Below are 24,428 nucleotides of genomic sequence, written 5' to 3'. Positions count from 1 at the left end.
AAAAGAAAGGATGTGAAAAAGGATCAAACTCCCCAAATCACGTCCGAGATTATAATTTATATACTGTAAAAAAAAACACTATTTTACACCGAACTTCGCATTTTTTCGGACAAAAAGGATCTTAGTTTGTTTGGATCACAAAAGCCTAATTCTGGCGTTGTTAATTTTCGTTTTTAAGGTAGAATGAATCCAAATCACAATAAGAGGAAATTCCCATGGCTTTCAATCTCAAAAACCGTCACCTATTAAGCCTCGTGAATCACACGACTGACGAAATCAAATTTTTACTTAAACTTGCTCAGGAGCTCAAAACTGCCAAATACACAGGTACGGAGCAACCTCGCCTTAAAGGCAAAAATATTGCCTTGATTTTCGAAAAAACGTCTACTCGCACTCGCTGTGCTTTTGAAGTGGCAGCTCATGATCAAGGGGCAAATGTGACTTATATTGACCCTGTATCTTCGCAAATCGGGCATAAAGAAAGCATGAAAGACACAGCTCGGGTATTAGGTCGGATGTATGATGCCATTGAATACCGTGGTTTTAGCCAAGCCATTGTGAATGAATTAGCAGAATATGCAGGCGTGCCAGTTTTTAACGGTTTAACCGATGAATTTCATCCTACCCAAATGTTGGCGGATGCCCTAACCATGATTGAACATAGTTCAAAACCGCTGAATGAGATTAGTTATGTGTATATTGGCGATGCTCGCAATAATATGGGCAATTCCCTGTTGCTAATCGGGGCAAAATTGGGCATGGATGTACGAATTTGTGCACCAAAAGCCTTGTTGCCTGAAGACAGCTTGGTTGAAATGTGTCAACAATTTGCACAACAATCTGGAGCGAGAATTACCGTAACGGAAGATATTGATTTAGCCGTGAAAGGCGTGGATTTTATTCACACCGATATTTGGGTGTCTATGGGCGAATCTGTGGAAAGTTGGGGCGAACGGATTAATTTATTGAAAGATTATCAAGTCAATCGCCAATTAATGCAACGTACTGGCAATCCAAAAGTGAAATTTATGCACTGCCTGCCAGCATTCCATAATTGCGAAACTAAAATCGGCAAAGAAATTACTACTCAATATCCTGATTTTGCCAATGGCATTGAAGTCACCGAAGATGTGTTTGAATCCCCTGCCAGTATTGTGTTTGATCAAGCGGAAAACCGTATGCACACGATTAAAGCCGTGATGGTCGCCAGTTTGGGTTAATAAAGAAGACAAAAAAGCTCAAGGTTAATGCCTTGAGCTTTTTTCAAATATGGTGCTTATTTCACAATCTCAACAGGACCGTGATCGTCACAGTGATCGCCATGTTGATGATGTAAACGTCCATCCACAATGTAATCCACGTGATCGCCATGTGGCACGGCTTCATGTCCACAACCTTCACCATGAACATGCTCGCCACATTGGTGTTGATGATTACATTCATCTGGATTTTGTGCATTTACATCCAATGAATGCTCGTCATAATGTTCGCCATGAGCGTGGTGTAAATGACCGTCATGTAAATAATCAACGTGATCACCGTGTTTAATTGCGGTATGACCGCAGTTTTCACCGTGGACGTGTTCGTGGTTTTGATGAATTTTGCAACTCATTATTTGCTCCTGTGAGTAAAAAAATAAAAGTAAAGAAGAATAATTGCATAATGAGAAATTCGTTTAACATTAGCCCTATTGTTCTGGCGTATTGTAACAGAAGTTTCACCTATCTCAACCGATTTTCCGCTGTTTCTGGTTCTAAATCAAGTTTCGCCATCAATACTTGGTCGCCATCTTCTTCAGGATTTTCCGTTACTAGTAATTTATCGCCGTAGAAAATAGAATTTGCCCCTGCCATAAAGCACATGGCTTGCATTTCTTCGCTCATTCCCTGACGACCAGCGGACAATCGCACATAGCTTTGTGGCATGGTGATACGAGCTACCGCAATCGTGCGGACAAATTCAGTCCAATCCAGCTCTTCCGCATCTTCCAACGGCGTACCTTCCACTTTTACCAACTGATTAATTGGCACAGATTCAGGTTGCGGATCTAAATTAGCCAAACTTGCGATCAATCCTGCACGCTCTTTGCGAGTTTCGTTCATCCCCACAATACCGCCGCAACACACTTTCAAGCCTGCTTTACGTACTTTGCCAAGCGTACTCATGCGGTCATCAAAACGGCGTGTGCCAATAATCTCGGAATAATGCTCAGGGGCAGTGTCAAGATTATGATTGTAGTAATCCAAGCCAGCTTGTTTTAAGTCTTCCGCCATGCCGTCTTCTAACATACCAAAAGTACCACAGGTTTCCAGCCCTAAGGATTTCACGGCTTTAACAATTTCAGTAATTTTTGCCACATCTTTTGGCTTTGGTCCACGCCACGCTGCCCCCATGCAAAAACGGCTCGCCCCACGTGATTTAGCGATTTTTGCTTTTTCTAAAATATCGGCAATATCTAATAAATCTTGTTTTTGCACACCCGTTTGATAGCGAGCGGATTGTGGACAATAATGACAATCTTCTGGACAACCACCTGTCTTAATAGACATGAGGGTAGAAAGTTGAATGGCTTGCGGATTAAAGTTTTCACGGTGAATTTGAGCCGCTTTAAAAACCAGCTCTAAAAAAGGCGTTTCAAACAAGGCTTCCACTTTACACACTGACCAATATTCAGCGGTTTTATGGGGAGTAATAGAGTAAATTTGTAAAGGTTGCTTAATCATACTATAAGTCCATTTTCAATTTGAATAACACGGTCAATTTTGCCAACCAATTCATTAGGTTGGTGTGTCACCATCAATAAGGTAATATTTTTTTCATCACTTAATTTCAGCAACAGATCCAACATTTCTTGACGTAATTGCGGATCAAGTGCGGAAAACGGTTCGTCCAGTAATAATATCGGTTTATCTCGCAATAAACAACGGGCTAACGCCACTCTTTGCTTTTGTCCACCCGAAAGTGCGGTGGGTTTTCGTTGCAAAAATTCACTTAATCCTACCGCACTTGCTGCCTGTTCGACAAGTTGGACTTGTTGATTATCCAACTTTAAATTAGCTTTTAGCCCAAATGCAATATTTTGAAAAACCGTTAAATGGGGAAACACATTATTTTCTTGAAATAGCATGGAAACAGGACGTTGATAGGGTTCAGTGGTATTATGTTTTTCTTCGTTTAAATAAATATCACCTGAATTTGCCATTTCAAACCCAGCAATTAAATTCAACAGCGTACTTTTGCCTGCACCACTTGCACCGACAATCGCCACTTTTTCGCCTTTAGCAATATGTAAATCAAATTGCATTGCCATGGTTTTGTATTGGAATTTGAGTTGGTTGAGCGTAATCATCATGATCTCATTATTTTTGCATGGATAAAAAACAATAAACCCCTAGACAAATAGACAGGGGTTTATGTATAATCTCTGCCGTGCTATGGGGCGAGCGAAGTGCCACTCGCAATAGCACTTCGCCTAGTCGCCTTAGTAATATAGCACTAAGGAGGTGATTTATGTGAAAGTATCAGAAATTATTACTCTGATTTTATTACTAGTTTTACTAGTAATTGCAAGTAGTATTGAAGTATTGACCGTACTAGATGTACTACTTGACTTGATCAAAAAATTAGCCTAACGGCTAGGAAGTAGGCAAGCTAGTCACTTGCCTACGACCTTTTTCTATTATAATGCTTTCATTTGACATTTCAAGCCGTTTCTTCCAATTCATCCGCCATTGCTGATAAAATCTCTCGGGACAACAACGCCAATGCCTTATAAAATGGCAAACTGGCTTGGGTTTCCACTTTGTTTAAAAACTGACTGGCACAAGGTAATAAAAAGCGTTCAAATAATTCCTGTTGAGCATCGACTGAATCTAGGTTATCTTCAATCCAAGAAGCGGTTAAAAAAAGTAACCCAAAATGATCCGCACTTTCCACTTCTGGCATAGCTCGGGCTTGCCGAAATGCCACAAATTCTGCCACATCCACGCCATACGCCGAAATGGCAAGTTCAACTTTGGCAAATAGTTTTTGATATTCTTGCTCTAACAAAGTTAAATCCAAAGGAATTTGCAGGCTTTCAATGGCGGATTGAGTGGATTTATCGGTTTCCAATGCCCAAACTTGGCTTAATCCGCCCTGTTGCAACCAACCAAATACGCCAGTTAAAATCGGATCTGTTGGACAGCGATAAAATAAATTACCGAATAAACGGCTGATCAGTGAAAAGTTATTCAGATTTTCCATCATTTTTTCCAAACTTTGTAAATTTATACCGCACTTTAGCATATTTTTTGCTAAAATACCGCACCTTTTAACGGTTCACCTTGCGTGAGCTACTGACTTGTACTCAGAGAAAATTTTATTATGACTTTCAAACCCGAATTACTTTCCCCTGCTGGCACGCTAAAAAATATGCGTTATGCCTTTGCTTACGGTGCCGATGCCGTTTATGCGGGACAACCCCGTTATAGCTTGCGTGTGCGTAACAACGAATTTAACCACGCTAACCTAAAAATTGCCATTGATGAAGCTCATTCTCTTGGCAAAAAATTCTATGTGGTGGTGAATATTGCCCCACATAATTCCAAATTAAAAACCTTTATTAAAGATTTAAAAGTGGTCGTGGATATGCAACCTGATGCGTTAATCATGTCCGATCCTGGTTTAATTATGATGGTGCGTGAGAATTTCCCTGACATGGATATTCATCTTTCCGTGCAAGCCAATGCGGTGAACTGGGCAACGGTGAAATTCTGGAAACAAATGGGGTTAACCCGAGTGATCTTATCTCGTGAATTATCCCTTGATGAAATTGCCGAAATTCGCCAGCAAGTGCCTGATATGGAACTGGAAATTTTCGTGCATGGAGCGTTATGTATGGCGTATTCGGGGCGTTGTTTGCTATCGGGTTACATTAACAAACGCGACCCAAACCAAGGAACTTGCACTAACGCCTGCCGTTGGGAATATAAAATGGAAGAAGGCACCATTGACGAGGTCGGCAATATCGTAGAAAAAGAGGCAGTACAAAAGTTTGAACCTGAAATTGAGGTAAAAAATGTTGCCCCTACCTTAGGCGAGGGCAGCCATACCGACAAGGTATTTTTATACACCGAACCGCACCGCCCTGATGAGCAAATGACCGCTTTTGAAGATGAACACGGCACCTATTTTATGAATTCCAAAGATTTGCGTGCCGTGCAACATGTTGAACAATTAACAAAATTAGGCGTTCATTCCCTGAAAATCGAAGGACGAACAAAATCGTTCTATTACTGTGCCAGAACCGCTCAAGTGTATCGCAAAGCCATTGACGATGCGGCGGCAGGCAAACCGTTTGATGAGAGCCTGATGGATACCTTAGAAAGCCTTGCTCACCGTGGCTACACCGAGGGTTTCTTACGCCGACACACCCACGATGAATATCAAAATTATGAATACGGCTACTCCATTTCCGAACGTCAACAATTTGTCGGCGAATTTACGGGTAAACGTAATGATCAAGGTATGGCGGAAGTGGCGGTGAAAAATAAATTCTTAGTGGGCGATTCCGTGGAAATGATGACCCCGAAAGGCAATATCGTTTTCAAAATCGAACGTATGTTAAACCGCAAAAATGAAAATGTTGAAGCCGGTCTTGGCGATGGGCATTTTGTGTTTTTAGACGTACCGGCAGATATTGAATTAGATTATGGGTTGTTGATGCGGAATTTAAATGGGACGAACACGAGAAATCCGCATTAATATTTATCAAAAATGTCGCTTTTTCTCCCCAGATAAAGCGACATTTTAAGTATTCTAGCATTAATCCAATTCGACCACTCTCCAATGATTAAAACGGAGAAAAAACAACTGTCTCGTTAGTCAAGCTCCCTCTAATCGTTTTAACACTTGCACCCTTACCCAAAATCAACGACAATACCCCATTAATTTTCTCTATTCAAAAACAGACAAAAAATGACCTACCCACAACAAGTAAACAAACGTCGCACTTTTGCGATTATTTCTCACCCCGATGCGGGGAAAACCACCATTACGGAAAAAGTGTTACTCTATGGAAATGCGATTCAAACCGCAGGTTCAGTGAAAGGCAAAGGCTCGCAGGCTCACGCTAAATCCGACTGGATGGAAATGGAAAAACAACGGGGAATTTCGATTACCACGTCTGTTATGCAATTTCCGTACAACGATTGTTTGGTGAATTTACTCGACACCCCCGGACATGAAGATTTCTCGGAAGATACTTACCGCACGTTAACCGCCGTGGATAGCTGTTTGATGGTGATTGACAGTGCCAAAGGGGTGGAAGAACGTACCATTAAATTAATGGAAGTCACAAGATTGCGAGATACGCCAATTGTTACCTTTATGAACAAGCTCGACCGTGATATTCGTGACCCAATGGAATTATTGGACGAAGTGGAAAACGTGTTGAAAATCCATTGTGCACCGATTACTTGGCCTATCGGTTGTGGCAAGCTGTTTAAAGGGGTGTATCATTTATATAAAGATGAAACCTATTTATACCAAACAGGGCAAGGGCATACCATTCAAGACGTCCGTATTATCAAAGGGTTAAATAATCCTGAGTTAGATCAAACCGTGGGCGAAGATTTGGCTCAACAGTTGCGTGATGAATTGGAACTGGTGCAAGGTGCCTCCAATGAGTTTGATCACGACTTGTTTATTAACGGCGAATTAACCCCAGTTTATTTTGGTACAGCGTTAGGTAACTTTGGTGTAGATCATTTCTTAGATGGACTAACCCAATGGTCGCCGGCTCCGCAGCCAAGACAAGCCGACACTCGTTTAGTAGAAAGTGCGGAACAAAAATTCAGCGGTTTTGTGTTTAAAATTCAAGCCAATATGGATCCAAAACACCGTGACCGTGTGGCGTTTATGCGTGTGGTATCAGGCAAATATGAAAAAGGCATGAAACTTCGTCATGTTCGCCTTGGTAAAGATGTGGTGATTTCCGATGCGTTGACTTTTATGGCAGGCGACCGCACCCATGCAGAAGAAGCCTACGCAGGGGATATTATCGGTTTGCATAATCACGGTACCATTCAAATTGGGGATACCTTTACCCAAGGAGAAGATCTGAAATTCACAGGGATTCCAAACTTCGCCCCTGAACTGTTCCGCCGTATTCGTTTGAAAGATCCGCTTAAACAAAAGCAATTACTCAAAGGCTTAGTACAGCTTTCTGAAGAGGGAGCAGTGCAAGTGTTTCGTCCATTAATAAACAACGATTTAATCGTGGGTGCAGTGGGTGTGTTGCAGTTTGATGTGGTGGTTTCTCGCCTAAAATCTGAATACAACGTCGAGGCGATTTATGAAAATGTCAACGTGGCAACCGCTCGTTGGGTGGAATGTGGCGATGTGAAAAAATTTGAAGAATTTAAACGCAAAAATGAGCAGAATTTGGCATTAGATGGCGGCGATAATTTAACCTATATTGCTCCAACCATGGTAAATTTAAATTTGGCTCAGGAACGTTATCCTGATGTGACATTCTTCAAAACCAGAGAACATTAATGTGCAAACTCTCTCTTTAATGCAATCTGCACAGCTAGTTGAAATTCGGGAGCAAATGCTGAAATTTGCCCGACTTCAACTGCGAGATGAAACCGTAGCGGAAGATATCGTGCAAGAGGCCTTGTTAAGTGCGGTGAAAAATATTGAGAATTTTCAACGTCAATCGGCGTTGAAAACTTGGGTGTTCGCTATTCTGAAAAATAAGATTATTGACTATTTGCGTCAGAAAGATCGTTTTGTGGTGGAAAGCGATTTGGTGGATGATGACAATGATAATTCCTTTTTTGATCAACATGGTCATTGGAAAGCCGAATATTCCCCCGAAAATTTGCCCGAAAGTGCGGTGTATTCTGATGAATTTTGGTTGGTGTTTGAAACCTGTTTAACCCATTTGCCTGCCAAACAAAGTCGAGTGTTTATGATGCGAGAATATTTGGACTACTCTGCTCAGGATATTTGCCAAGAAGTCGATATTACCAGTAGCAACTTGCATATTTTGCTATACCGTGCCAGATTACAACTACAACATTGCTTAACCCATAAATTACATTAGAAATAAGAGATGACCCATGAACTGCTTACAAGCCACCAAATTAATTTCTGATGCACAGGAACGTGAACTCAATTTTAACGAAAAAATTGGGGTTAAAACCCATGTCATGCTTTGTCCACATTGCCGAAAATTTCAAGCACAATGTGCCAAAATGCACGATTTAATGAAACAATTTGCAGGCAATAAACCCGAATAATTTATCCCTTTGTTAAAAGGCGAATCGGATTTATACTAGTTAAACTCAGTTTAATAAAAGGAAAATATTATGGCAATTTTAGTGACAGGCGGTGCCGGCTATATCGGTTCACATACCGTGGTTGAATTATTAAACGTCGGTAAAGACGTAGTGGTATTGGATAATTTATGTAATTCCTCCGCCAAATCCCTTGAACGAGTGGCACAAATTACTGGCAAACAAGCCAAATTTTATCAAGGGGATATTTTAGACAGTCCACTTTTACAACGTATTTTCGCCGAAAACAACATTGAATCAGTGATCCATTTTGCCGGCTTAAAAGCGGTGGGCGAAAGCGTGCAAAAACCGATTGAGTATTATCACAACAACGTGGTCGGTTCACTCAATTTAATTGAACAAATGCGACAAGCTGGCGTGTGGAATATTGTGTTTAGCTCCTCTTCCACGGTATATGGCGATCCTGAAGTAATTCCTGTCACCGAAGATTGCAAAGTGGGTGGAACAACCAATCCATACGGCACCTCTAAATTAATGGTAGAACAAATCTTCACCGATATTGCCAAAGCCGAGCCGAAATTTAGCATTACCCTATTACGTTATTTTAACCCTGTTGGCGCCCACGAAAGCGGTTTGATCGGCGAAGATCCAAACGGTATTCCGAATAATTTAATGCCTTATATTGCTCAAGTGGCGGTGGGTAAACTAAAAGAATTATCTATTTTTGGTAACGATTACCCTACCCCTGATGGTACAGGCGTACGTGACTATATTCACGTGGTGGATTTGGCTATCGGACATGTCAAAGCCTTAGATCGTCACGAAAATGACGGCGGTTTGCATATTTATAATCTCGGTACAGGCGTGGGTTATTCCGTGTTAGATATGGTGAACGCCTTTGAACATGCCAACAATATCAAAGTGCCTTATAAATTCGCACCACGTCGTGCCGGCGATATTGCGGAAAATTATGCGGATGCCAGCCGTGCATTAAACGAATTAGGTTGGAAAGCGGAGCGTGATTTAAATGCCATGATGCGTGATACGTGGAATTGGCAGAAAAATAATCCAAAGGGCTATAAAGACTAACCGCCTAAATCCCCTCTCCCTCTGGGAGAGAGTTAGGGTGAGGGTAACACCGTAGTTTAAAACTGCGGTGTTTTTATTTAATATGTGACAAGTTTGATGTAGTTTGACATAATCTCTAAAGTCTTATGTTTTTCAGCAGAACCTGTTTTAAATAGTTTCTGATTTTCTGGGCTGACTTTGAATTTATCAAAAAGAGAAATAATCATTTTATCAATTCCCATTAATGAATAAACTATTCCTAAATCATAATATTTATTATCTAATATTTTTTCTAAGTAATCACCACGAATTTGCAAGACTTGCATAAATTGAGCCTCAGTTAAATTATTTAATTTTCTCTCTAATTCAAGATTAAAGCTATCTAAATCTCTTGAAAACTCTTTATAACCAACTAATTCATCAGGATTTAAAGGTTGAATTAAATCTTTATAAGTATAAGTTTTTCCCCTAAATGTACTTTTAATTTTCTTCATTTCTTTGGTTACTTCATCATAATAATATAGTCTTGAACCATCTGGAGTGCAATATTCATTGCTACTTCTTGAAAAATCATTGCAACCATAAGACCAAACATTTGGTGAAATAAATAAACAACTCAACAGGAAACCTAATTTAATTTTACTTTTTAACATATTCGTTCCTTTTTTATAAAACCTCATTTTATAAGATAATCAATACATTGATTAAACATAGCTTAAACTTATTTTTGTTCAGATGAATTTTCTTTTAATTGGTCTGTATCATTCTGTTTAAGTATTTTCTGAATTTTCGGGTCTAAAAAGTAGATATAAAGTAAACCCAATACAAAAGGAAGTATCTCATTATAGAGAAGCTGCTCTACTGGCTTTGGACTAGAATAAACATAGCTCCCAAATTCGACAGCGGTAAGAATAGCAATTATTGTAAAAAAAACTTTTTTTGAGCTTATACATTTGGTCATCTCCCAATATTTAAAATTTTCAGCGTATACAATTAAACTCGAAAATAGCAATCCTTGTGCCACTACGATTAAGGCTAATATAGGGCTAGGAATACGAAAACAATTTGGAAAAGCAATAATAAGAGGAATAATCAATAAGGGGATAATGGCTATTAATAAAAATAGTCCTCTGTTCATTTTAACATTCATAAGAATTTCCTTAGTAAGTTGATTAAGAATTATGCAATTCAATGCGATTACTTCCTATACTAACATTGTTTTTTTTTTGCACAATTGCCTTTTACTTACTCGTCTATTTTTTAACCAAAACATAACCCAACACATCTCACAACCAAGGAAAAATAAAACACCGAGATCGATTTATTCTTCAACAAGATCACGCCAAATTGACGTTTTAACACTTGCACCCTCCCCGAAAATCAAGGACAATACATCTACTCTCACCCCTGCCTTCTCCCAGAGGGAAAGGGGGTTTTCATTAAGATAATAAATTGACTATGCCAAATAAACCGACCGTTCTCTCCCAAATTTTCAGCCGTAATATGCTGATCTGTATTTTTACTGGATTCAGCTCTGGGTTGCCCTTTTATATTTTGATTTCCCTGTTGCCGATTTGGCTACGTTCTGAACAGGTGGATTTAAAAACGCTCGGGTATTTCACCGCCGTTACGCTCCCTTTTACATGGAAATTCTTGTGGTCGCCGTTGCTTGATCGCTATACGCTCCCTTTTCTCGGTCGCCGCCGTGGTTGGATTTTGGTTTCGCAACTTCTGTTATTACTCTCCATGGCGTTATTTGGATTTATCTCCCCTCAAAGCAATCAAGGCTTAACCCTAATCGCAGGACTGGCCACCCTTTGTGCGTTTTTTTCGGCAAATCAAGATGTGGTGTTGGATGCGTATCGGCGAGAAATTTTATCGGACGAAGAATTGGGCTTGGGCAATTCTATTCATGTCAATGCGTATCGCATTGCGGGGCTTGTGCCGGGTTCTCTCTCATTAATTTTATCGGATTATTTTGATTGGCAAACCGTGTTTATTATCACCGCACTTTTTATGTTGCCGGGGATTTTGATGACCTTATTTATCAGCCGTGAACCTAAAATCTTGCTTAATTCGCACCGCACTTTACGGGATAATGTCATTGAGCCATTTAAAGAATTTTTTGGTCGCAAAGGACTTTGGTCAGCCTTAGCCATTCTTGCCTTTATTTTCCTGTATAAACTCGGCGACAGCATGGCAACGGCGTTGATTTCTCCATTCTATTTAGATATGGGCTTTAGCAACAGCCAAATCGGCATTGTCGCCAAAAATGCCTCCCTTTGGCCTATGGTGATTGCCAGTATTGTGGGCGGTGTGATCATGCTGAAAATTGGCATTAATAAAGCCTTATGGTTATTTGGTGTGGTGCAAATTCTCACCATTTTAGGCTTTGCATGGTTGGCTAAACAAGGGCCGTTTGATCAAATCGGCAGCTATGAATTATTTGCTTTAAGCCTAGTGATTGCCGCCGAATATATCGGCGTCGGCTTAGGCACCGCTGCCTTTGTGGCCTTTATGGCAAGAGAAACCAATCCGCTTTATACCGCAACGCAACTGGCCTTATTTACCAGTTTATCCGCCTTGCCACGAGCAACGATCAACACGCAAGCCGGCAGTTTGATTAATTGGTTAGGTTATTATGATTATTTTTGGCTATGCTTCTTTTTAGCCATACCGGGAATGATTTGTTTAATTTGGATTGCGCCGTGGAAAGAAAAATATCGTTAGTCTTATAACCCTCTCAAAGGATAAACTTGCATTTAACCTCTAAATGGGATAAAATAATAACTATCCTGCTTAGGGGTTAATTTATCATCTATCCTATTAAAAGGATATAAAGGAGGCTAAATGGCAGTAACAACATCCAAAATGCTTGCGCAAGTAATCAGAGAATTTCGCTACAAAGCAGATTTATCTCAAATTGATGTGGCTAAACGAGCTGGCACCAAACAAGCCACAGTTTCAGTATTTGAAACCAATCCAGACGCCACGAAACTGGAAACATTATTCAAGATTTTATCCGGTCTTGAATTAGAATTGATCGTGCAACCACGCCCAACGCAACAAGTCATTCAGCAAGAACAACATGATATGCCCTTGGGCGTGCAAGAACAAGTGGCTGACTATGTAACACATTACAACCCTGATGATGAGGTTTGGTAATGGAAAATAGACTTAACATTGCCATGAATGGCTATCCCGTAGGCCAATGGCGTAAACTCAATAATGGGGCAAATGAATTTCAATATAATGCAAACTGGCTTGAATCTGATCGCGCGAGAGCCATGTCATTATCATTGCCTCTTTCTCATAAAATCTATAAAGGTGATGTGGTTTTTAATTTTTTTGACAATTTATTGCCGGATAATGAACAAATTCGTTCTCGCATTCAGCAACGATTTCAAACCCAAACCAAAACACCTTTTGATTTACTTTCCGCCATTGGACAGGATTGTGTGGGCGCAATTCAACTTTATCAAGATGGACCACGCCCCATTCAACAAATTGATGCCATACCATTAACCGTGCATGAAATTGAAAGCCTATTGAAAAATTACCAATCCTTTCCGCTCGGCATGGAACAAGGGGAAGATTTCCGTATATCACTAGCGGGTGCGCAAGAAAAAACGGCGTTGTTGTATCATCAAGGACAGTGGAAACGCCCTCTTTATTCCACCGCCACCAGTCATATATTTAAGTTGCCGATTGGCCAAGTCGCACAAGGGCAATTAGATTTATCCATGAGTTGTGAGAATGAATGGCTTTGTCTGAAAATTATGCGTCTATTTGGCTTGGCTGTCCCCGCTGCCAGAATAATGCAATTTGGAGAAACGAAAGTATTGATTGTCGAGCGCTTTGATCGACGTTGGTCGAAAAACAAGAGTTGGCTAGTGAGACTACCGCAGGAAGATATGTGTCAAGCCATGAACATTGCACCGGCGAGAAAATATGAATCGGATGGTGGTTGTGGCATATTAACAATTATGGAATTATTAAAAGGCTCAACAGAGCCATTAAAAGATCGCAAACATTTCTTCAAGGCGCAGATTGTGTTTTGGTTACTTTGTGCGATTGATGGACACGCGAAAAATTTTAGCCTTTTTCTGGAACAACATGATCGCTATCGTCTCACGCCTTTTTATGATGTAATGTCGGCTTATCCGTTAATCTCGCCTAAAGGATTACAACGGCAAAAAATAAAAATGGCAATGGCTTGGCAAGGGGAAAATAAACATTATCTTTGGGATAAAATCCAATTACGCCATATTTTTACCACCGCAAAATTAGCCGGTCTAGCCAAAGATACCGTGGAAGAAATTTTACATGAAATTTCCCAAGCATTGCCCCAGATTTATAATATTGCACCTCGCCAAATCCCTGATTTTATTCTTGAACCGATTTTATCAGGCTTAGAAAGCAAGGCGAAAAGTCTATAATTGTACTTTGCTAAAAGGCGAAACAACGGTATCATAACCAGTTAACGAAAATAATTTATTTGTAGGTATAACAACGTGAATATTCAAACCCTTTTATCGGAAAAAATTCAACAAGCCATGATATTGGCAGGCGCCGAGCAAAATGCAGAACCGGCAGTACGCCAATCGGGTAAACCCCAATTTGGTGATTATCAAGCCAACGGTATTATGGGCGCAGCAAAAAAATTAGGCTTAAATCCTCGTGAATTTGCACAAAAAGTAGTGGATGCGGTTGAATTAAATGGGATAGTGGAAAAATTAGAAATTGCCGGGCCCGGTTTTATTAATATTTTCTTAGATAAAAACTGGTTAGCCGACAACGCCGAACAGGCGTTAAGTGCGGTGAATTTTGGCATAAAAACGGATAAACCGCAGACCGTGGTGGCGGATTATTCCTCTCCCAATGTTGCCAAAGAAATGCACGTGGGGCATTTACGTTCTACGATTATCGGTGATGCCGTTGTCCGTGCATTAGAATTTATGGGACATAAGGTGATCCGTGCTAACCATGTGGGCGACTGGGGAACACAATTTGGCATGTTGATTGCTTACCTTGAAAAAATGGAAAATGAACATGCTAGCGAAATGGACTTAAGCGACTTAGAGGCCTTTTATCGTGCCGCCAAAGAACATTATGACGCCGATGACGTCTTTGCTGAAAAAGCCCGTCAATATGTGGTGAAATTGCAAGGGGGCGATCAATATTGCTTAACCATGTGGAAAAAATTAGTTGATATGACCATGTCACAGAATCAACTTAATTATAATCGGTTAAATGTGAGTCTCACTGAAAAAGATGTGATGGGCGAAAGTTTATATAATCCAATGTTACCTGAAATTGTGGCTGACTTGAAAGCAAAAGGATTGGCCGTGGAAGATGACGGTGCCTTAGTGGTGTATTTGGACGAATTTAAAAACAAAGACGGCGACCCAATGGGCGTAATTGTGCAGAAAAAAGACGGCGGATTTTTATACACCACCACGGATATTGCCGCAGCCAAATACCGCTATGAAACCTTGCACGCCGACCGTGCCTTAGTGTTCTCCGACACTCGCCAAAGCCAACATATGCAACAGGCTTGGTTAATCACTCGTAAAGCAGGTTATGTGCCGGAGAGTTTTAGTCTTGAACACCAGAATTTTGGCATGATGTTAGGCAAAGACGGCAAGCCATTTAAAACGCGTTCCGGTGGCACGGTGAAATTAGCGGATTTGTTAGACGAGGCCGTGGAACGTGCCGGCAAATTAATTAATGAAAAATCCACCGCACTTTCTGAGCAAGAAAAAGCCGAAGTGATTGAGGCGGTGGCTATTGGTTCGGTGAAATATGCGGATTTGTCTAAAAACCGCACCACGGACTATGTGTTTGATTGGGATAATATGTTGAGCTTTGAGGGCAACACGGCACCTTATATGCAATATGCTTATACACGTATTCGTTCAATTTTCAATAAAACAGATGTGGATTCCACCGCACTTTCACAAGCCTCTATTGTGTTAAATGAAGAGAAAGAACGGGCATTGGCGATAAAATTATTGCAATTTGAGGAAGCCGTGCAAACCGTGGTGAAAGACGGCACACCGCATATACTTTGTGCTTATTTATATGAATTGGCCGGTGTGTTCTCGAGTTTCTATGAACATTGCCCGATTCTAAATGCCGAGCAAGCAGTTAAATTAAGCCGTTTAAAATTAGCCCAATTAACCGAACGTATTTTAAAACAAGGTTTAGATTTACTTGGGATTAAAACGGTTGAGAAAATGTAACGACCCTCACCCTAGCCCTCTCCCATAGGGAGAGGGGATGTTCAGATAACAAAAGGAAAATGGTATGAAAAAATCGCTCCTTGCTTTATTGATAGCCTCCACTTTGGTACTTTCTGCTTGTGATGACAAAGATACGCAAGCCAAATTACAAACCGCCGAGCAAACGATTAGTCAGCTAAATGCACAGTTGGAAAAATCGCAAGCAGAATTAAAAGTCGCACAAGAAAAGCGCACGGAAGTCCCTGCGTTACAAGTAAAACCTGTCACCTTGTTTGAGAAAAGACAAGAATTTAACCGTGATCCTGATAGCATCAAAGAAGATGATTTTGGTGTAAGTCAAAGTTACGTGGATTATCATTTATCGAGCGTTGAAACAGGAATAACGTGGCTAGATGATTTGCTTTACAACGAACTGATTGGCGATATCTCCGCCACTGAAGATAAAAATTTATTGGCTGAACTTAAAGCACTCCCAACACCAAAAGATCGTTTACTCAAACTGTATGAAGTGTATTATCAAGAGGGATTGGCAGAGGCCAAGGAATTTAATACTTTTGGCAACGAGCTTTCCGACTCCGTTTTCTATTTGGGTCAACGTCAAAATGTGGTCACATTTTCTCATAGTATGTACGCATTTACTGGCGGCGCTCATGGCAATGGTTGGACCGATTATATTAATGTAGATATCAATAAAAAAGCAAAAATCGGACTAGATGATCTCATTCCAAAAGCCAACCAAAGCAAATTCCAAGACTTGTTATGGGAAAGCTATAAAACCTATCGTCAAGAAAACTCTGATGGAGAGCTTTATGCTAATCAAAAGGATTTTTATGTTTCTCCTGCTTTTTATTTCTCTGCTGAGGGCATAAATTTTGTCTACCCACCTTATGCGATTGGTTATTATGTCGAGGGGGACATTACCTTGACCTTGTATTGGAACCAAGTAGAAGATCTGATTAATAAAGCATATTTATGGTAAAAAATTGCCACAAAAAATCGCACTTTGAGATACCAAGGTGCGGTCTATTTATTTTGATTTTCTAAGCAAAACTCACTAGCCAACAATTATGAATCTGCTTATTGCGCTCAAAATCCAATGGCAAGGTTTTTTGCGAAATTTCCACCGCACTTAATCCAAGTTCAGCTAAACGCTCAAAATCCATTTTAAAGCCCCGTTTATTATTCGAAAAAACAATGGTGCCATTTGGGCGTAAAATCCGTTTCAGATTTTTCATTAATTTAATATGATCCCGTTGCACGTCCCAGCTATCTTCCATCCGTTTAGAATTTGAAAACGTCGGCGGATCCACAAAAATCAAATCAAATTCACGATCACATTTTTCTAACCATTGCAAACAATCTGCTTGAATTAAACGGTGCTGTTTACCCTCTAAACCATTTAAAATTAAGTTCTGCTCTGCCCAGTTTAAATAGGTATTTGACATATCAACAGTCGTGGTCGATTTCGCCCCGCCTAAGGCAGCATGAATAGTTGCGGATCCGGTATAAGCAAATAAATTCAAGAAATCGTTGCCTTTCGCCATTTCGCTGAGCATTTTACGGGTTAAACGGTGATCCAAAAATAATCCCGTATCCAAATAATCGGTCAAATTGACCCATAATTTTGCGCCGTATTCTTCCACATAAAAATACTCACCCTTGTTGGCTAATTTCTCATATTGATTTTTACCTTTTTGTTTTTGACGCACTTTTAAAATCAGCTTATTGGTTTCAATCCCTGTCACGGCGAGGGTGGCCGTTACTGCGTCCAATAAGCGTTGGCGGGCTTTATTTTCATCAATATTTTTCGGCGGCGCATATTCTTGCACCACAATATGATCCGCATAACGATCCACAGCTAAATTATAATCGGGCAAATCCGCATCATATAATCGATAGGCTTGTAGACCTTGCTGTGTTGCCCATTTTTCAATTTTCTTGATATTTTTTTGTAGACGATTGGCAAAATCCTCTGCAACGTGCTGATTTGCCGAAACTTCAAGATTTTGTACCGCACTTTGTGGCTCTTGTTCGCTCAAACTGCGGTCAGAAATTTGATAGTTTTTTTGCACACAATCTAATGGACCATTTTTCGCCTTAAATTGGCGATGTGAACGCAATCGCAAACAATCTAACAGGCCTTGTTCTGAACTAAAAATAGACGCATTCCAGCCACCAAATTGTTGTTTCAAACGCTGACCTAATACAGAATATAAAGCGATCAACGCCGGCGTCGTACCTAAACGTTCACCATAAGGCGGATTACAAATCACCGTACCTTTTTCATCTTGTGATACGGGATTTTTTAACGCTGCCACATCTGATTGCTTGAATTGAATGAGGTGTGCCACCCCCGCCTGTTGTGCATTGTGTAGGGCTTTTTGTAAAACACGATGATCCAAATCAAAGCCGTAAAAATGCGGTGGCGGATTTTTATTACATTCAGTTTCAGCCAATGCAACGGCCTCTGCTTTTACTTTTTCCCATGCAGCGACATTATGCCCTTTCCAGAAATCAAATCCCCAGTGCATACGATGTAACTGCGGTGCAATTTTCGCCTCCATTTGAGCAGCCTCAATTAACAAGGTGCCAGAACCACACATTGGATCAAGTAAGGGCGTTCCCGCTTTCCAACCAGAACGTAACACAATAGCCGCCGCCAACGTCTCACGCAAAGGTGCCATGCCCGTTTCTTCACGATAGCCACGTAAATGCAAGGCATCACCACTTAAATCCAGAGAAAGGATAAAATTTTCACGATGTAAATAAGCATGAATGCGAATATCTGGATTGTCTTTATCCACATCAGGACGAACTTTGCCTTGTCGCTCAAAATAATCCACGATCCCATCTTTCACACGCATAGCACCAAATTGAGTGTGGCGAATGTCTTGGTTTGTGCCGTTAAAATCCACTAAAAAACGAGATCTTTCATCAAAATGCGACAACCAATCCTGCGATACAACGGTAGAATAGAGATCTAAATCACTGTAAATTTTGCTTTGTGTGATCGGCAATAAAATGCGAGAGGCTAAACGTGACCACAATAGCGCCTTGTATTGTGTTTCATCATCAGCCATAAAATGCACACCACCTTGTGCCACCTGACATTCCGTCGCCCCTAATGTGGTGAGTTCGACTTTCAGTAATTCTTCAAAGCCACGTGCAGTGGTGGCGAAAAGTTGTTTCATGGATATTCTCTAAATAGATTGGAAATTTGGGGGATTATAGCATTAAATAGGCACATGACGAAGTGATAAGTGATTAACTGAACAGGCAAACCAACGCTTAACATTTGCCCTCAAAAATCCTACGTTAACAGATTTTCATAGTACATCCCATTTTGAATATTTTGCCACCATTCTTGATTATCTAAATACCATTCCACGGTTTTACGCAAGCCCGTTTCAAAGGCCTCAACAGGTTTCCAGCCCAGTTTTTGCTGCATTTTAGTGGCATCAATGGCATAACGTTTATCGTGCCCTGGGCGGTCTTGCACAAAGGTAATCAGCTCACGGAATGAGTTAATTTGTGAAAAGTGCGGTGCAAATTTAGCGAGTTTCTCACTGCCTTTTAGGCTATCCAAAATATCACAAATGGTTTCCACCACACTTAAATTCGTTTTCTCATTGTGTCCACCGATATTATAGCTTTCGCCAATTTCGCCTTTGCTCAACACCAAATGCAAGGCACGGGCGTGATCTTCCACAAACAGCCAATCACGGATTTGATCGCCCTTGCCATAAATCGGCAACGGCTTGCCGTGAATGGCGTTTAAAATCACGAGTGGAATGAGTTTTTCAGGGAAATGAAACGGCCCGTAGTTGTTAGAACAGTTCGTTAGCACCACTGGCAAGCCGTAAGTGCGGTGCCACGCACGCACTAAGTGATCGCTAGACGCTTTGGACGCAGAATAAGGACTGCTCGGGGCATAAGGCGTGGTTTCAGTGAACAAATCGTCCGTGCCGTGCAAATCACCAAACACTTCATCGGTTGAGATATGATGAAAACGAAACGCCGCTTTTTTCTCGCCACTCAAACCGTGGTAATAATGGCGAGCCACTTCAAGCAAAGTGTAAGTGCCGATAATATTCGTTTCAATAAAGGCAGCAGGCCCGTCAATGGATCGATCAACGTGGCTTTCGGCGGCTAAGTGCATTACCGCATCAGGTTGATATTTCGCAAACACTTGCTCAAGAGCGGTTTTATCGCAAATATCGACTTGCTCAAAGGCGTAGCGTGGATCGTTTGCGACACTTCTGATTGAGTTAAGATTACCAGCATAGGTGAGTTTATCCACGTTAATTACGCTGTCATTTGTGTGGTTAATTATATGGCGAACCACAGCTGAGCCGATAAAGCCCGCACCGCCTGTGAGTAGGATTTTCATTTGTTTTCCTTGTGTGATATTTATTTTTTCTTACTTGCTAATTTTACCGCCAACGCCCGCCCTTTCTCGGTTAAGCGATAGCGTTGCTTAATGCTTTTGGGCTTATCAGGAATGGTCATTTCAATTAAGCCTTGTTCTAAGGCAGGTTTAATATAATTAGCCCTAACATTTTCCCTGTGAATTAAGCCCAATTTTTGCTGAATTTCGTTGCGATCCATTTCCTTATTTAATACTTTAATTAGCAGAGCAACATGCTCGGTAACATGCTCGGTAACATGCTCGGTAACATGCTCGGTATCATGCACGGTATCATGCACGGTATCATGGTCGGTGACTTGGTCGGTGACTTGCATGGTGACTTGCATGGTATCTTGCATGGTATCATGCACGGTAACTTGTCCCCGACTTGCCCCCGACTTGTCCCCTGTCTGCTCCATATCCCCCAACTTTTTCGCCAAAGGAAAAGTCACCTTTGAAAAGGCGATACTTTTATCAAAATTGACTTTCGTGTGCGTTTCTGCTTCCCACGCTAGAATCTTATCAAAGCCAAAACCTGCATTTTCAGCCAGTTTGACGTGGCGAAATAATTTTGCAATCACTGGATTTCGGGGAACAGACACATCGGTTTTTAACAATTCTTCTATCGGCAAGGGGAAACTACCTGGATTTTCAAATTCAATGCGATCAGAAAAAATCCGCACTCTGGGTTTTGCCACACTGAAATAATCGGTGTGCATTAACATATTGACCAAGGCTTCTCGCAAGGCTTCAAGTTGCGGACTATTTTCTACTGCAATGCCTAAATCACTCTTTTTGGGGCTGATTTCACTTCAAAATCGTCCCATTCTATATCGGTGAGTTTTTGTAACAGTTCGGTTTTGTTCATTGTTCTTTCTCAATATTTTTGAATTGTGTCGACAGTGTCGACACAATCTTTTCTATTACTTTTAAGTTATCATTTTTGTGATAAAAATATAATAAAACTATGGACTTAATATGCAGATTTTAATTATCTCCACCAAAAAATTCGGTGATTTTTCAGGACTTTTTGCAAATATGGCGTGTTAAATTTTGACTAACAAAACCTGAATTACCTGTAATGTGGACAATTATTACTTTTTCCCTGACTTGAAAAACTTATGTTCTTTATCTAAATAAACAATATAGAAAATATTATCACGCAAAAAACCAGCCACTCTTGCTTTTTGTCCACCAATATTACGCAACGTCCCCCAATTTTCCTTTTCGCTCAAAGAACTAGGCAGTGGAAAATCATTGACTGTTTTATTTGGAAAACCTTTATATAGACTTAACTTTTTATCACCTGCTTGTAATTGGGTTACATTTTTCTGCGTAACATAGACCAGTGAATTTAATAAATCTAATAGTATATCATCACCATGCCAATCAGCTAAACTTTGCACAAGTTGATTACTGATATTTTGAAAATAACGAAAACTTAAACTAATATAACCGTCTTGTTCATCTGATTTTAACGTTTTCGGTTCTAAATATTCAAGATTACGTTTAGAATCTTTCAATGGTTTTTTATGGTTTCTACCCATTTTCTTACTCCATTAAATGCTGAACAGTTTCAAAGCTGTCAAATAATGGAATGGCATCAAATGCCCCATTTAAATAATCTTGACTATAAGACTTTTTAATTTGAATTTTATAATCCGACAAAGAATACAAACGGCTATCTTGCTCAATGCTATCTTTATGCACAAACCAAATTTGATCTCGGCGGAAATGGTTCGTATCCATTAAATTAGTATCTTGCACACTAACAATTAACTGACTTTGTTTACTATGCTTATGAAAAATAGAAAACAGATGTTTTGATAATAAAGTATGAAATTTGGAATCAAACTCATCAATCAATAATATCTTATCATTCACCAAAGTATCATAAATCGGGCCTAGCAAATGAATAATTTTTTTTGTACCATCCGACTCTTGGGAAAGCGGCCATTCAATTTCATGTTCCGAATGAGTTAATTGTTTAATAACACTGATTTTATTTTGTGGAATGTGTAACGTAGATGTATCTTGTGTTCGAGATAATTCTATTGCATCAGAGTTCTCTTCACGAACCATAACATCAGCTATATTAAAATTCTTTAATATATTTAATGACCATTGTTTAAATTCAGGACTTTCATTCATCATATTAAAGGTGAAATCACCTAAACTTATATCATAAACACCTGAGATAATATTTAATTTATTAAAAAAACGAATGGCATTAAGACTGTGTTTGCCTTGAAAAGCTGCTAGTACTGAAATAAAAGGAATATGTGATGCTGTTTTGTCCAATTTGTTTTCTTTAACAAATAATGAAGCTTCAGTAAAACTTGTTTTGTTGTATTCAATATTTTGTTTATCTCTTGAAAACAACATAACTTCCCTATGTTTAGCTAGATAAAGCCATTCTTCTATAATTTCACCATTTGAAATAGCAATGCCATAACGATATTTTATATTTTTTTCAATAAAGGTAATTTCAAATACAGTAGGTTCATTTTGAGTCTTTTCATCTAACGCAAAAGGCATGACAAGTTGCTCTAATAAATTACGCTCAAGTTCACGGTATGATAGTAATACAATTATTTTTAATCGGATTATTCCGTTAAGTAAATTACTTTTCCCGCTTGCATTTGCGCCATAAATCAGCACCGATTTCAAGAGTGATTTTTTTTCATTTATTTTTATGATATTTTCTTGGAGAATGTCATCTTTTTGGAGTGTGGATATCTCCAAAGACAGATTGTGCGTATCTCGAAAAGAACTAAAATTATCAAGGGTAAAATTAACTAACATCAGAAAAACTCCGCTGGTTAAATGAAAAAACATCCAATTTTAGCTCTTTTTGTTATTAAGATCAATATTTGCTAGGATTTACTAGGAAGGTAAACCAAGTTATTCATCATATTCTCTCACCAAAACTGCGGTGATTTTTTCAGGACTTTTTGCAAAATATTGCATTTTTTAAACTTTTGTCGCAAGGCTTTAATTGCACCTGTTAAGTGGTATGTCGGAAATCCCGACATACTGAATTTTCATCTAATTCACCACGCTTATCTCGCCCCAAACCCCGTGAGCATCGTTTTCAATGTCTTAAACACAATTAAAATATCCAACCATAGCGAGAAATTCTTAATATAGTAAAAATCGTGTTCAACTTTTACCCGAGTTTCATCTTCACCTGCGGTATAACCTTGTACTACTTGCGCCCAACCTGAAATACCAGGGCGGACGATATGGCGGTAATTATAAAACGGAATACTTTCTTCAAATTTATCTACAAAGGTTTTTTGTTCAGGGCGTGGACCAATTAAACTCATATCGCCTTTTAATACATTGAAAAACTGCGGTAATTCATCAATACGCGTTTTGCGAATAAATTTACCAATACGAGTAACACGCATATCACCTTGGCTGGCAAATTTCGCCCCGTCTTTTTCTGAATCTTTACACATACTGCGGAATTTATAAATACGAAACTCTTTTCCGCCACGTCCCACACGATTTTGAATAAACATCGCCCCACCTTCGCTTTCCAGACGAATAGCAATCGCCGTAATCAACATAATCGGCAAGGTAATCGGAAAAGTGATTAGCACCAACGCAATATCCATTAACCGTTTAATTAACGAATACACAGGCGATGGCAATAGTGAACCAAGATCATTTTCATACATATGGGTGATTTTGACTCGTCCTGTGAGTGATTGCTGAATCTGACGGGAATTGTACACAGGCACACCACTTAACACTGCTTGGGCAATGATTTTTTGCCATTTGGCAGTAAGTTCAGGCGAGTGAAGATCGGCAATAATGGCATCATAACGTCTTTCTGCGGTTAAGTTTTCTTCATCTAAACAAACCCAAGATACATTTGAAATGCTGGTTAATTCAGTGGCTCTGCCTAAAGGAATATAAGCAAATTTAGGCACAATCCAACGTTTAGCGAGAAAATAGGCAAGTGTTGAATAAACAAACATTAACACGGCACTGACTGACAATAATAAATTAGAATAATCTAATCTAAATAAAACCAAGGCGATAAATAAAACAATAAACCAAATAAGCAAACTGGCGAAAATAAAACTAAAGGATTTATCCCCAGGGTATTTTTTTAATATTTTTAAGGTGATACAGTGAGCAAAACAGACGAGCACCAATGCAACCACAGTCGTGCTTCTATTATCATTTAAGTAGGCAGATTTTCCCCACATTAGCCAAGCAGGCAAGATAACAGTAAATAAGGAAATTAGCACGCTTTGCATTGTGGTGCTAAAAAACAGCCTTTCATACCATTTTGAATGGCGTTTGGTGAGTTCAATTTTTTTGTTCATTGTGTAACCTTGTTCTACATTTGATATGATTTGTATTTAAGTTCTTTGTTTAATTTGGTTTTCGGCTTCGGATAAGATT

At 39.7% G+C, this 24,428-nt stretch carries 23 protein-coding genes; 11 read left to right on the top strand and 12 right to left on the bottom strand.

The window, feature by feature from the left end; all coding sequences use genetic code 11:
* Nucleotides 1-215 precede the first annotated feature (215 nt).
* The gene (locus ACTG7X_RS01800; RefSeq protein WP_439256835.1) at nucleotides 216-1,220 is read left to right on the top strand and encodes an ornithine carbamoyltransferase; all 1,005 of its coding nucleotides are present in this window, start codon (nucleotides 216-218) and stop codon (nucleotides 1,218-1,220) included.
* Between the two features lie 56 nt (nucleotides 1,221-1,276).
* Here the strand turns inward: ACTG7X_RS01800 and ACTG7X_RS01795 are convergent, their stop codons facing one another.
* The 4 genes from ACTG7X_RS01795 to ACTG7X_RS01780 all read right to left on the bottom strand — a co-directional run bounded on the left by ACTG7X_RS01795 (nucleotide 1,277) and on the right by ACTG7X_RS01780 (nucleotide 4,248).
* On the bottom strand, nucleotides 1,277-1,612 hold the full coding sequence (locus ACTG7X_RS01795; RefSeq protein WP_439240716.1) for a hypothetical protein: 336 nt from the start codon (nucleotides 1,610-1,612) through the stop codon (nucleotides 1,277-1,279).
* Nucleotides 1,613-1,721: 109 nt separating this feature from the next.
* A complete protein-coding gene (gene bioB / locus ACTG7X_RS01790; RefSeq protein ID WP_439256834.1) occupies nucleotides 1,722-2,723 on the bottom strand; it encodes a biotin synthase BioB in 1,002 nt (333 codons plus the stop codon).
* A complete protein-coding gene (gene thiQ / locus ACTG7X_RS01785; protein WP_439256833.1) occupies nucleotides 2,720-3,349 on the bottom strand; it encodes a thiamine ABC transporter ATP-binding protein in 630 nt (209 codons plus the stop codon). The genes bioB and thiQ overlap by 4 nt, the downstream gene beginning before the upstream one ends.
* Nucleotides 3,350-3,702: 353 nt before the next feature.
* On the bottom strand, nucleotides 3,703-4,248 hold the full coding sequence (locus ACTG7X_RS01780; protein ID WP_439256832.1) for a TorD/DmsD family molecular chaperone: 546 nt from the start codon (nucleotides 4,246-4,248) through the stop codon (nucleotides 3,703-3,705).
* Between the two features lie 117 nt (nucleotides 4,249-4,365).
* Here ACTG7X_RS01780 and trhP point away from each other — a divergent pair, with 117 nt between their 5' ends.
* The 5 genes from trhP (at nucleotide 4,366) to galE (ending at nucleotide 9,374) form a co-directional block, all read left to right on the top strand.
* The gene (gene trhP, locus ACTG7X_RS01775; RefSeq protein ID WP_386694258.1) at nucleotides 4,366-5,745 is read left to right on the top strand and encodes a prephenate-dependent tRNA uridine(34) hydroxylase TrhP; all 1,380 of its coding nucleotides are present in this window, start codon (nucleotides 4,366-4,368) and stop codon (nucleotides 5,743-5,745) included.
* A gap of 213 nt (nucleotides 5,746-5,958) precedes the next feature.
* Nucleotides 5,959-7,539, top strand: coding sequence for a peptide chain release factor 3 (prfC, locus tag ACTG7X_RS01770; protein ID WP_439256831.1), 1,581 nt, complete (start codon nucleotides 5,959-5,961; stop codon nucleotides 7,537-7,539).
* 19 nt (nucleotides 7,540-7,558) lie between these two features.
* Nucleotides 7,559-8,092, top strand: a complete 534-nt coding sequence (locus tag ACTG7X_RS01765; RefSeq protein ID WP_439256870.1) for a sigma-70 family RNA polymerase sigma factor — start codon at nucleotides 7,559-7,561, stop codon at nucleotides 8,090-8,092.
* Between the two features lie 16 nt (nucleotides 8,093-8,108).
* Nucleotides 8,109-8,288: a zf-HC2 domain-containing protein gene (locus ACTG7X_RS01760; protein WP_439256830.1), complete on the top strand. Its 180-nt coding sequence runs from the start codon at nucleotides 8,109-8,111 to the stop codon at nucleotides 8,286-8,288.
* Nucleotides 8,289-8,357: 69 nt separating this feature from the next.
* Entirely contained in the window at nucleotides 8,358-9,374 is a 1,017-nt protein-coding gene (gene galE / locus ACTG7X_RS01755; protein ID WP_439256829.1) for a UDP-glucose 4-epimerase GalE, read from the top strand.
* A gap of 77 nt (nucleotides 9,375-9,451) precedes the next feature.
* On the opposite strand, the gene ACTG7X_RS01750 is transcribed toward galE, so the two are convergent.
* Both ACTG7X_RS01750 and ACTG7X_RS01745 read right to left on the bottom strand, forming a co-directional pair.
* On the bottom strand, nucleotides 9,452-10,006 hold the full coding sequence (locus ACTG7X_RS01750) for a hypothetical protein (protein WP_439241027.1): 555 nt from the start codon (nucleotides 10,004-10,006) through the stop codon (nucleotides 9,452-9,454).
* Between the two features lie 68 nt (nucleotides 10,007-10,074).
* A complete protein-coding gene (locus ACTG7X_RS01745) occupies nucleotides 10,075-10,503 on the bottom strand; it encodes a hypothetical protein (RefSeq protein WP_439256828.1) in 429 nt (142 codons plus the stop codon).
* Nucleotides 10,504-10,811: 308 nt separating this feature from the next.
* Between ACTG7X_RS01745 and ACTG7X_RS01740 the strand changes: the two genes are divergently transcribed.
* From ACTG7X_RS01740 to ACTG7X_RS01720, 5 genes are all read left to right on the top strand, one after another.
* Entirely contained in the window at nucleotides 10,812-12,083 is a 1,272-nt protein-coding gene (locus ACTG7X_RS01740; protein WP_439256827.1) for an AmpG family muropeptide MFS transporter, read from the top strand.
* Between the two features lie 120 nt (nucleotides 12,084-12,203).
* Nucleotides 12,204-12,518 (top strand): helix-turn-helix domain-containing protein, encoded by a 315-nt coding sequence (locus ACTG7X_RS01735; protein ID WP_439256826.1) that lies wholly within the window; start codon nucleotides 12,204-12,206, stop codon nucleotides 12,516-12,518.
* Nucleotides 12,518-13,792: a type II toxin-antitoxin system HipA family toxin gene (locus tag ACTG7X_RS01730; protein WP_439256825.1), complete on the top strand. Its 1,275-nt coding sequence runs from the start codon at nucleotides 12,518-12,520 to the stop codon at nucleotides 13,790-13,792. Before ACTG7X_RS01735 ends, ACTG7X_RS01730 begins: the two co-directional genes overlap by 1 nt.
* A 75-nt stretch (nucleotides 13,793-13,867) precedes the next feature.
* Nucleotides 13,868-15,598, top strand: a complete 1,731-nt coding sequence (argS, locus tag ACTG7X_RS01725) for an arginine--tRNA ligase (RefSeq protein ID WP_439256824.1) — start codon at nucleotides 13,868-13,870, stop codon at nucleotides 15,596-15,598.
* 64 nt (nucleotides 15,599-15,662) lie between these two features.
* Nucleotides 15,663-16,577: a DUF3298 domain-containing protein gene (locus ACTG7X_RS01720; RefSeq protein WP_439256823.1), complete on the top strand. Its 915-nt coding sequence runs from the start codon at nucleotides 15,663-15,665 to the stop codon at nucleotides 16,575-16,577.
* Nucleotides 16,578-16,638: 61 nt separating this feature from the next.
* Here the strand turns inward: ACTG7X_RS01720 and rlmKL are convergent, their stop codons facing one another.
* The 6 genes from rlmKL to ACTG7X_RS01690 all read right to left on the bottom strand — a co-directional run bounded on the left by rlmKL (nucleotide 16,639) and on the right by ACTG7X_RS01690 (nucleotide 24,349).
* Nucleotides 16,639-18,789, bottom strand: a complete 2,151-nt coding sequence (gene rlmKL / locus ACTG7X_RS01715; RefSeq protein ID WP_439256822.1) for a bifunctional 23S rRNA (guanine(2069)-N(7))-methyltransferase RlmK/23S rRNA (guanine(2445)-N(2))-methyltransferase RlmL — start codon at nucleotides 18,787-18,789, stop codon at nucleotides 16,639-16,641.
* A gap of 119 nt (nucleotides 18,790-18,908) precedes the next feature.
* Nucleotides 18,909-19,988, bottom strand: a complete 1,080-nt coding sequence (gene rfbB / locus ACTG7X_RS01710) for a dTDP-glucose 4,6-dehydratase (protein ID WP_439256821.1) — start codon at nucleotides 19,986-19,988, stop codon at nucleotides 18,909-18,911.
* A gap of 20 nt (nucleotides 19,989-20,008) precedes the next feature.
* The gene (locus tag ACTG7X_RS01705) at nucleotides 20,009-20,731 is read right to left on the bottom strand and encodes a Fic family protein (protein ID WP_439256820.1); all 723 of its coding nucleotides are present in this window, start codon (nucleotides 20,729-20,731) and stop codon (nucleotides 20,009-20,011) included.
* Between the two features lie 369 nt (nucleotides 20,732-21,100).
* Nucleotides 21,101-21,553 (bottom strand): hypothetical protein, encoded by a 453-nt coding sequence (locus ACTG7X_RS01700; RefSeq protein WP_439256819.1) that lies wholly within the window; start codon nucleotides 21,551-21,553, stop codon nucleotides 21,101-21,103.
* Between the two features lie 4 nt (nucleotides 21,554-21,557).
* On the bottom strand, nucleotides 21,558-22,811 hold the full coding sequence (locus ACTG7X_RS01695) for an AAA family ATPase (RefSeq protein WP_439256818.1): 1,254 nt from the start codon (nucleotides 22,809-22,811) through the stop codon (nucleotides 21,558-21,560).
* Nucleotides 22,812-23,068: 257 nt separating this feature from the next.
* Entirely contained in the window at nucleotides 23,069-24,349 is a 1,281-nt protein-coding gene (locus ACTG7X_RS01690) for a sugar transferase (protein WP_439256817.1), read from the bottom strand.
* Nucleotides 24,350-24,428: the final 79 nt, after the last annotated feature.

Origin of the sequence: Lonepinella sp. BR2271 (assembly GCF_051851515.1) — a bacterium.
Classification (GTDB): domain Bacteria; phylum Pseudomonadota; class Gammaproteobacteria; order Enterobacterales; family Pasteurellaceae; genus Lonepinella.
The sequence above is the reverse complement of the archived record's forward strand: the minus strand, read 5'-3'. Positions and strand labels throughout refer to the sequence as shown.